Annotated in this window: 9 protein-coding genes and 3 tRNA genes; 4 read left to right on the top strand and 8 right to left on the bottom strand. The window is 68.8% G+C overall.

Annotated elements, in window-relative coordinates; all coding sequences use genetic code 11:
- Nucleotides 1-58 precede the first annotated feature (58 nt).
- The 4 genes from ACFFCN_RS17750 to orn form a co-directional block, all read right to left on the bottom strand.
- Nucleotides 59-131 (bottom strand) — tRNA-Lys (locus tag ACFFCN_RS17750).
- Nucleotides 132-297: 166 nt separating this feature from the next.
- Entirely contained in the window at nucleotides 298-1305 is a 1008-nt protein-coding gene (locus ACFFCN_RS17745) for a DUF2332 domain-containing protein (protein ID WP_375493817.1), read from the bottom strand.
- Nucleotides 1306-1340: 35 nt separating this feature from the next.
- A tRNA-His gene (locus tag ACFFCN_RS17740) sits at nucleotides 1341-1413 on the bottom strand.
- 30 nt (nucleotides 1414-1443) lie between these two features.
- Nucleotides 1444-2061: an oligoribonuclease gene (gene orn, locus ACFFCN_RS17735; protein WP_375493816.1), complete on the bottom strand. Its 618-nt coding sequence runs from the start codon at nucleotides 2059-2061 to the stop codon at nucleotides 1444-1446.
- 33 nt (nucleotides 2062-2094) lie between these two features.
- Here orn and ACFFCN_RS17730 point away from each other — a divergent pair, with 33 nt between their 5' ends.
- Nucleotides 2095-2418: a 4a-hydroxytetrahydrobiopterin dehydratase gene (locus ACFFCN_RS17730; RefSeq protein WP_375493814.1), complete on the top strand. Its 324-nt coding sequence runs from the start codon at nucleotides 2095-2097 to the stop codon at nucleotides 2416-2418.
- Between the two features lie 69 nt (nucleotides 2419-2487).
- On the opposite strand, the gene ACFFCN_RS17725 is transcribed toward ACFFCN_RS17730, so the two are convergent.
- On the bottom strand, nucleotides 2488-3222 hold the full coding sequence (locus ACFFCN_RS17725) for a TetR family transcriptional regulator (protein WP_375493812.1): 735 nt from the start codon (nucleotides 3220-3222) through the stop codon (nucleotides 2488-2490).
- A 141-nt stretch (nucleotides 3223-3363) separates the two neighbouring features.
- Here ACFFCN_RS17725 and ACFFCN_RS17720 point away from each other — a divergent pair, with 141 nt between their 5' ends.
- The 3 genes from ACFFCN_RS17720 to ACFFCN_RS17710 are packed head-to-tail and all read left to right on the top strand — an operon-like array spanning nucleotide 3364 to nucleotide 5836.
- A complete protein-coding gene (locus ACFFCN_RS17720) occupies nucleotides 3364-4443 on the top strand; it encodes a ferredoxin reductase (protein ID WP_375493810.1) in 1080 nt (359 codons plus the stop codon).
- 27 nt (nucleotides 4444-4470) lie between these two features.
- Complete coding sequence (locus ACFFCN_RS17715; protein WP_375493808.1) at nucleotides 4471-5601, top strand: fatty acid desaturase family protein; 1131 nt, start codon at nucleotides 4471-4473, stop codon at nucleotides 5599-5601.
- A gap of 31 nt (nucleotides 5602-5632) precedes the next feature.
- Nucleotides 5633-5836, top strand: a complete 204-nt coding sequence (locus ACFFCN_RS17710) for a hypothetical protein (protein WP_375493806.1) — start codon at nucleotides 5633-5635, stop codon at nucleotides 5834-5836.
- Here ACFFCN_RS17710 and ACFFCN_RS17705 read toward each other — a convergent pair.
- The 3 genes from ACFFCN_RS17705 to ACFFCN_RS17695 all read right to left on the bottom strand — a co-directional run bounded on the left by ACFFCN_RS17705 (nucleotide 5833) and on the right by ACFFCN_RS17695 (nucleotide 8449).
- Nucleotides 5833-7230 (bottom strand): aldehyde dehydrogenase family protein, encoded by a 1398-nt coding sequence (locus tag ACFFCN_RS17705; protein WP_375493805.1) that lies wholly within the window; start codon nucleotides 7228-7230, stop codon nucleotides 5833-5835. The two genes, ACFFCN_RS17710 and ACFFCN_RS17705, sit on opposite strands and share 4 nt — an antisense overlap.
- A 2-nt stretch (nucleotides 7231-7232) precedes the next feature.
- Nucleotides 7233-8234, bottom strand: a complete 1002-nt coding sequence (locus tag ACFFCN_RS17700; protein WP_375493803.1) for a TerC family protein — start codon at nucleotides 8232-8234, stop codon at nucleotides 7233-7235.
- Nucleotides 8235-8376: 142 nt separating this feature from the next.
- Nucleotides 8377-8449: transfer RNA gene (locus tag ACFFCN_RS17695), tRNA-Arg, on the bottom strand.
- Between the last annotated feature and the right edge of the window lie 3 nt (nucleotides 8450-8452).

The raw sequence follows: 8452 nt of genomic DNA, 5'->3' as shown, positions 1-8452 counted from the left end.
GAACAGCCCGACCCCTGAGGGTTCAGGCTGTCCGCGATGTCTTGAGAGATCACATTTGTGCGCCGCGAGGGACTTGAACCCCCAACCCGCTGATTAAGAGTCAGCTGCTCTGCCAGTTGAGCTAGCGGCGCGGGTCAAACGATCGGCCCACCGAGGTGGGCCGGGCACCGACATTAGCACGCTGTCCGGCGTCGGCCCGCGGCCAGCACAGGCGGCTGCGAGGCCCACCTGAGTGCGGTCACGGCGACAGTCGAGCAACTGCACGGCGCCGCCGAGTGGGGCGGCGGTTGGGCTCGACTAGTTACTCGGTGCAGCCCAAGCGAGGTGCCCGTCGACGTCGTGGTGACTGAGCGGCTCGCCGTCCGGCCCGGTGACGACGAGACCGTCTCCTTCGTTCGCGATGCGGTAGAGCGGCGCGTGCTCGCCGACGGCGGCGATCGCCGCGTCGAAGTCCGGTCGCCGAAGCGCGGGCACGTGCATGCGGGTTGCGCAGTGGAACACAACCCGCGGCTGCGGCCCGGGCAGGTCGGCCGCCCACTGCGGGCACAGCTCGACGGCATCGCCGGTGAGGACCGACACCGGTACGTCTCGTGCGATCTGCAGCGCCGCCGTGAGCAGGGCGGCCTTGTCGCGGTCCTCGGGCCAGACCAGCGCTTCGAGCCAACGTCGGTCGGCCGGGTCGTTCGGGTCGAGCGGGTTGAGGTCGATGCCGGTGGTCGAGGCGATGGGCGGGATCGCGTCGAGATCCGGGGTGGGCACTTCGCTGCGCCACTCGCAGCGCAGCCGGACCGTCGACGTGCGGTCGCCGGCGTTCCGGTCCCCGAGCCGATAGGCGTAGCGGTCGTGACGCAGCAGCAAACCGGCGCTGGCGCCGATCTCGAGCAGGTGCACCGCTGCGCCCCCGGTCCGGGCCCGGATGGTTGCCAGGCCCAGCCGCAGCGCCACCGCCCGTTGCACGTGGTTGGTCTGCACCAGACGGGTCTGCAGCGTCGCGACGATCGCGTCGAGGTGCGTACGGGTGAAGTCCGCGAGCGTCGCGGCCAACTGCTCGTCCGGCGGGCGGGCCTGTGCACCGCGCACCGATGGGTAGTACTGCGCAAGCTGGTGCTCGGCACCGGCGAGCAGCGCGGCATGCACGGCTGCGAAGAAGGCGAAGGTCGGTACCTGACCCGGCCGGGCGTGCGCGGCGGTGCGCACCAAGAAGTCGTCGGCCGCGACGTGCTCGCACATCGTGCGGTAGAGCGGTGAGCTCCAGAAGGCGTGCGGATGAATGAAGGCAGCGCGTACCTCATCCAGATCCTGCACGCGGCCATGATCGCACCGCGCCAGAGGCGCATCGGGGTGAGTGACGAGACTTGAACTCGCGACATCCGCGACCACAACGCGGCGCTCTACCAGCTGAGCTACACCCACCGTGCCGGCGGACGAGCCGCCGAGGCGCGATCAGTCTACCTGGCCACCCGCAGGTGCGAGCAACGCATTGGCCGCGGCCTGCGCCTCCTCGGAGGAGGGGCCGGGCTGGGGCACGAACAGCGTGCTGCGGTAGTACTCGAGCTCCTGGATGCTCTCCTTGATGTCGTCCAGGGCGCGGTGCGCGAGACCCTTCGCCGGCTGCGAGTGGTAGACGCGCGGGTACCAGCGCTTGGCCAGCTCCTTGATCGACGACACGTCGACCATGCGGTAGTGCAGGTATTCGTCCAGGGCGGGCATGTCACGCGCAAGGAAGCCGCGGTCGGTGGCGATCGAGTTGCCGCACAGCGGTGCGCTCTTCGCACCCGGCACGTGCGACTTCACGTAGTCGAGCACCTGCGTTTCCGCGTCGCCCAGCGTCACCGTCGAGGCGCGCACGGCGTCGGTCAGCCCGGACGACGCGTGCATGTCGCGCACGAACGGGATCATCGCGTCGAGCACGGTGTCGTCGGCATGGATGATGACGTTGAGCCCGTCGTCGAGCACGGTGAGTTCGGCATCGGTGACGATGACCGCCACCTCGATCAGCGCGTCACGGCGCAGGTCGAGGCCGGTCATTTCGCAGTCGATCCAGACGAGACGATCGGTCATGATGAGGCCAACGCTATACCGAGAGGCCTGCCGATGAATCGCACGTTGCTCGACCAGCAGAGTATCGACCGCAGTCTGGCGCAGCGCCACCACGGCTGGCAGGGCTCGACGGACGAGCTACGCCGGGCGATCGAGTTCGCCGACTTCGGCACCGCGGTCGAGTTCATCAACCGTCTGGCGCCGCGTTGCGAACAGCTCGATCACCATCCCGACCTCGCGTTGCGCTGGCGGTGGGTGGACGTCGTGCTCAGCACGCACAGTGCAGGTGGGGTCACCGACTACGACCTGGCGCTGGCCGAGATCGTCGACGAGGTGGCTGCCGGGTTGCCCCAGGCGAGCGACGAGACGCAGGCATAAGGGCCGACAGCGGCGCGCTCGTCCGCCTGGGCACGCTCACCGGCATCGTCCGCGCCGGCATCGGGAGGCTCAGGGCTTGCTGCGCCAGGCGCCCATGCCGAGCGTGATCAGGCGCAGCTGCCGGCGTGCGCGCTCCAGCACCGCATCGATGTCCTCAGGAAAGCGGCCGTCGCCGTCGAGCAACTCCATCACGGTGCCGAGCATCGCCATGACCATCAGCCCCGCCGCCATCTCGAGGTCCTCGGTGGTCCAGTCCAGCCCGACCGTGAGCCGGGAGAGGTCGACGGTCAGGTCGCTGGTGAACAGCTGCAGCTCGGCGGCGATGCTGCGCCGCACCGCGGGCACGCCGCCGTAACGCTCGTGCATGAGAAAGCGGAACTGGTCCGGGTTGTCGCGCACCTGCTTGCTCAGGATGGCGACGGTGTCGGCGATGATGTCGCCGTTCGCGACGCGGTCCCGGCGCGCCTCGCGGATGCCCTGCCGCAGCGGGCGCATCGACTCGTCGACCAGCTCCATGCCGAGGTCATCCATCGACGCGAAGTGCCGGTAGAACGCGGTGGGCACGATGCCGGCCTCGCGGGCGACCTCGCGCAGGCTGATGCCGGCCAGGCTGCGATCGGCGATGAGTCGCAGCGTGACGTCGAGCAGCCGCCGCCGGGTGTGCTGCTTGCGTTCTGCGCGCGAGCCGCTGTGCGCCGAATCGCTGCCGTGCCGCTCGTGCGACGACGGCCGTCGCGTGCTCCCGCGCGAGCGGCCGCTGTCGCGGGAGCGACCTTTTTCGCTGTGTGACCGGCTGTCACCCATGCGAGCAGACTACGCACGTGCACGGCTGTAAACACGGGTTCGACGTGGGGACGGTCACGACCGGGCCGCGTTGACAGTGCCGCGCGAGCCGAACACACTGTTCAGTGTACGAGCGTTCACTGAACACGGAGGCAGATCGGCATGCCGAGCCGCGCACTACGCGCTCTCGAGGCCCTGGCCACTCCGCACGGCCTCGACCGCTATCTCGAACTCGTCCACCCGATGCTCACCGTCCGCGAGCTGCGCGCCGAGATCACCGACGTCGCGCACCCGACGGCCGACAGCGTGACCCTGACCCTGCGCCCCACCCGCCAGTGGCAGGGCTTCCGGGCCGGCCAGTACGTGCAGCTCACCGTCGACGTCGACGGCGTGCGGCGCACCCGGTGTTTCTCGCCGTCATGCTCCGCGCACCGAGCCGACGGCCGCCTCGAGCTGACCGTCAAGGCACATCCGGACGGCGTCGTCTCGCAGTACCTGAAGGGCCATGCCCGGCGGGGACTCGTCGTCGGCCTGGCGCAGGCGGCCGGCACGTTCGCGCTGCCGCAGCCGCGGCCGGCCCGGGTACTGCTTGTCAGCGGCGGCAGCGGCATCACGCCGGTGCTGTCCATGCTGCGCACGCTGTGCGACGAGGGCCACGAGGGTGACGTCACCTTCCTGCACTACGCGGACACCGAGGCCGACGTCGCGCACCTGACCGCACTACGTGAGATCGCACTGCTGCACCGCAATGTGCGAGTCGTCCTCGCCTACACGCGGCAGCGCTCGGGCGGTGACCTGCACGGCCTGTTCGACGAGACGCACCTGGCCGAGGCCGCCCCGTGGTACGCCGACGCGCAGACCTATCTGTGCGGGCCACCAGCGTTGATGAATGCCGTCCGCGCGCACTACGCCGCGAAGGGCATCGACGACTCCCTGCACAGCGAGGAGTTCGTGCTCGCGTCAACGGTTGCCGGCGCGACCGACGAGGTGTCCGGCGACGTCGCCTTCGCGCGCACCGGGGCGCGCGCCACGAACACCGGCGCCACCCTGCTCGAGCAGGCCGAGGCCGCCGGCCTCGAGCCCGAATACGGCTGCCGGATGGGCATCTGCTTCTCCTGCACGCAGACCAAGCTGTCCGGCTGCACCCGCAACGTCCGCGACGGCGAGCTGAACAGCGACCCGGACACCGAGGTGCAGCTGTGCATCAACGTGCCCGTAGGCACCGTCGAACTCGACATGTGATCCGTACGTCCAGAAAGGCGATCACCGATGACCAGCACCAAGATCCCGCTCACTGACGACCAGATCGATCAGCTCGGCCGCGAACTCGACGAGCTGCGCCAACGCGTCGTCGACGACCTCGGCAAGGCCGACCGCGACTACATCTACAACATCATCAAGGCCCAGCGCGCGCTCGAGGCCACCGGCCGTGCGTCGCTGTTGCTGAGCATCCTGCCGCCGTTCTGGCTGTTCGGCACTGCCGCGCTCTCGCTGTCGAAGATCCTCGACAACATGGAGATCGGGCACAACGTCATGCACGGCCAGTACGACTGGATGCGCGACCCGGCGCTCAACTCCAAGAAGTTCGAGTGGGACACCGCCTGCCCGTCGGACCAGTGGCGGCACTCGCACAACTACATCCACCACACGTTCACCAACATCCTCGACGAGGACCGCGACATCGGCTACGGCATCCTGCGCATGGACGAGGCCCAGCGCTGGAACCCGTATTACCTCGGAAACCCCGTGTGGGCGTTCCTGCTGATGGTGCTGTTCCAGTACGGCGTCGCCGTGCACGACCTCGAGGCCGAGAACCTGGTCAGCGGCAAGCGCAAGATGAGCGACAACAAGGAGTTGCTGGACGCCATCTGGCGCAAGGTCGGCAAGCAGACGCTCAAGGACTACGTCTTGTTCCCGGCGCTCAGCGGGCCACAGTTCGCCGCGACGCTGGCAGCCAACGGCACCGCCAACCTGGTCCGCAACCTCTGGGCGTTCTCCATCATCTTCTGCGGGCACTTCCCGAGCGGCACCGCCACGTTCACCCCGGAGGAGACGGCCGACGAGTCGCGCGGCGCGTGGTACGTGCGGCAGATGATGGGCTCGGCGAACATCACCGGCGGGAAGCTGTTCCACATCCTGTCCGGCAACCTGTCGCACCAGATCGAGCACCACCTGTTCCCGGACATCCCGGCACGTCGCTACCCGCAGATCGCAGCCGAGGTCCGCGAGCTGTGCGAGAAGTACGGGCTGCCGTACAACACCGGCCGGCTCAGCCGGCAGATCGGCTCGACGTGGGGCAAGATCTTCCGCCTTGCGCTGCCGAGGCGCTCCGCGGCCGATCCCGCAGGCGCGCCCGCCTCGGCTACCGTCAGGGCCGAGCGCGAACCCGTCGCGGCCTGACTGCGCGCGACGTCGAACAGGACGAGGAACCATGGTTGACAGGTACGAGATCGGCAAGGACACCGTGCAGATGCTCGCCGAGTCCACGGCCAGCCACGTCGGGCGCATCGCGACGATCGTCAGCGGCGCGGTGCGCGAGGTGACGCGCGAACTCGGCGACTGGGCGACCGACGCGTTCGAGATGCGCGACGCCGCCAGCCGCGCCCGCGCCGACGACGACCGCGGGCGCTGCTAGAAGACCCTCCGCATGATCGCTTCCTTGACGCGGTTGAACGGCGGGTAGTTCAGCGACGGGTCCGGCCACGTCGGCTTGCGCAACACGGCCTTGCGGTGGCTGAACGTCTCGTAACCCCACTTGCCGTGGTACGCGCCGGTGCCGCTGTTGCCGACGCCGCCGAACGGCAGGCCGGGCACCAGCAGGTGGAAGACCAGCTGGTTGATGACGGTGCCGCCGTTGCTGATCTCGTCGAGCACGCGCTGCTCGTTCTCCCGGCTCTCGCTGAACAGGTAGACGGCGAGCGGCTTCGGGCCCTGCTGGACATGCGCGATCGCGTCGTCCATCGAATCGACGCTGACCAATGGCAGCACCGGCCCGAAGATCTCTTCGCGCATCAGGTCGGAATCGGCGTCCGGATCGACGATCACCGTCAGCTCACCGCGCTTGGCGTCGGCCTCGACCTTGCCGCCGCGCACCGTCTCACCGCCGGCGCCGTCGACCAGCGCAGCCACCCGGCCGGCGTGCCTTTCGTTGATGATCGGCAGTGACGGCGACTCGGAGAACGACGAGATCGCACTGTTGAGCTCGTTGACGAACTCATCGCGCACGCGGCGGTCGACGAGCACGTAGTCGGGCGCGACGCAGGTCTGGCCTGAGTTGAGCAGCTTCGCGAACGCGATGCGCTTGGCCGCGACGCTGAGCTTGGCGTCGTCGGCGACGATCACCGGGCTCTTGCCGCCGAGCTCGAGAGTGACGGGTGTCAGGTGCTTCGCCGCACCGGCCATGACCTTCTTGCCGATCTCGGGGCTGCCGGTGAAGAAGCAGTGGTCGAAGCCCTGGTCGATCAGTTCCTGGGTCGTGTCGCCGGCGCCCTCGATCACGGCGACGGCCTGCTGGTCGAGGTACTGCGGCACCAGCTTCGCCATCAACGCCGAGCACTCCGGCGTCTGCTCGGCCGGCTTGACCACCGCGCAGTTGCCGGCGGCCACGGCGCCGACCAGCGGCGCCAGGGCCAGGTGCACCGGGTAGTTCCACGGGCTGACGATCAGCGTGACGCCGAGCGGCTCGTACTGGTACCACGCCTTCGCCGGGGCGATGCTGATCGGCACCTTGACCTTCGTCGGGCGCATCCACGACCGCAGGTGCTTGATCGCGTACTTGGCCTCGGTGACCACCGGTGCGAGGTCGGCGAGCCACGCGTCGACGCGCGGGCGGCCGAGGTCCTTCGCCAGTGCAGCGATGAAGTCCTTCTCGTGCTCGGAGAGCAGCCGGACGATCGCGTCGAGCTGTTCCAGCCGCCACTCGATCGGCCTCGTGCGACCTGACTTGAAGGTTGCGCGCAACTGCGCGACGGTGTCCGGGACGGACTTCGCACCTGCTGTACCGGGGTTGCGCGATGCCGAGACTGTCATGCCTATCCCTCCGTGGGTGATGAGACGAGATTACGGGGCTCGGCGTCCGCTGTCGCGGGCTGCGGACCCGGCGCCGCCGCCGGGCGGCGCAGGCTGAGCACGACGGACGCCGTCAGGACCGTCACGATCACGCCAAGGCTGACCAGCGACGGGATCTCCGGCACGGCCGGGCTGATCACCTTGTGCGCGGCCTGCAGCGTCAGCTTGACGCCGATGAACGCGAGGATGACCGCCAAGCCCTTCGCCAGCAGGTGGAACTTCTCGAGGAGGCCGGCGAGCAGGAAGTACAGCGCCCGCAGGCCGAGGATCGCGAACGCGTTCGAGGAGTAGACGATGAACGCGTCATTGCTGACGGCGAGCACGGCGGGCACGCTGTCGACGGCGAACACGAGGTCGGCGGCCTCGATGGCGACGACCACGGCCAGCAGCGGGGTTGCCACCCGCTTGCCGAGCTCGCGAACGAAGAACTTCGTCTCCGCGTAGTCGTCGCGGACCGGGACGACCTTGCGCATGAGCCGCAGCGCGATGCTGGCGCCCGGGTCGTAGCTGTCGTCCTCGTCCTTTGTCAGCTTGTACGCGCTCCACAGCAGCACCGCGGCGAACACGAACAGGATCGCGGTGAACTTGTCGACGATCGCGACGCCGGCCGCCAGGAAGATCGCACGGAACACCAGGGCGCCGACCACGCCGAAGAAGAGCACGCGATGCTGGTAGGCACGCGGGACCTTGAAGTATCCGAAGATCAGCGCGAAGACGAACAGGTTGTCCACCGACAGGCTCTTCTCCAGCAGCCATGCGGTGGTGAACTCGACCCCGGCGTTACCGCCCAACGTCAGCGCCACGACGACGGCGAAGATCAGTGCCAGGGCCACCCACCCCACGCTCCACCACGCGGCCTCGCGGAAGCCGATGACGTGTGCCTTGCGGTGCGCGACGAGATCGATGGCGAGCATCACGACGACGACGGCGCCGAACGCGATCCAGGCCCAGAACGGTACGTGCATGACGTATCTCCTCGGGTCGGTGTGCCGGGTCCAGCAGTACAGCGCGCCGCGGTGGGCGCAGGCTGGGCAGCGGCCGGGGACCGGCTGTGGCCGGTACTGGGTTCACGGCAGTGCGCGCACGAGAAATCGACGTCGGGGCGGGTGCCCCCGGCAGGGTTCGAACCTGCGACCATCCGCTTAGAAGGCGGGCGCTCTGTCCGCTGAGCTACGAGGGCGAG

Source organism: uncultured Jatrophihabitans sp. (genome assembly GCF_964246335.1).
GTDB lineage: Bacteria > Actinomycetota > Actinomycetes > Mycobacteriales > Jatrophihabitantaceae > Jatrophihabitans.
Note: the sequence above shows the minus strand (reverse complement) of the source record. Positions and strands in the feature narration are given on the sequence as shown.

Coding starts and splice junctions, on each gene's coding strand:
- ACFFCN_RS17700 (WP_375493803.1), bottom strand. CDS start 8,234: ATGCACGTACCGTTCTGGGCCTGGATCGCGTTCGGCGCCGTCGTCGTC.
- ACFFCN_RS17715 (WP_375493808.1), top strand. CDS start 4,471: ATGACCAGCACCAAGATCCCGCTCACTGACGACCAGATCGATCAGCTC.
- ACFFCN_RS17720 (WP_375493810.1), top strand. CDS start 3,364: ATGCCGAGCCGCGCACTACGCGCTCTCGAGGCCCTGGCCACTCCGCAC.
- ACFFCN_RS17705 (WP_375493805.1), bottom strand. CDS start 7,230: ATGACAGTCTCGGCATCGCGCAACCCCGGTACAGCAGGTGCGAAGTCC.
- ACFFCN_RS17725 (WP_375493812.1), bottom strand. CDS start 3,222: ATGGGTGACAGCCGGTCACACAGCGAAAAAGGTCGCTCCCGCGACAGC.
- orn (WP_375493816.1), bottom strand. CDS start 2,061: ATGACCGATCGTCTCGTCTGGATCGACTGCGAAATGACCGGCCTCGAC.
- ACFFCN_RS17730 (WP_375493814.1), top strand. CDS start 2,095: ATGAATCGCACGTTGCTCGACCAGCAGAGTATCGACCGCAGTCTGGCG.
- ACFFCN_RS17710 (WP_375493806.1), top strand. CDS start 5,633: ATGGTTGACAGGTACGAGATCGGCAAGGACACCGTGCAGATGCTCGCC.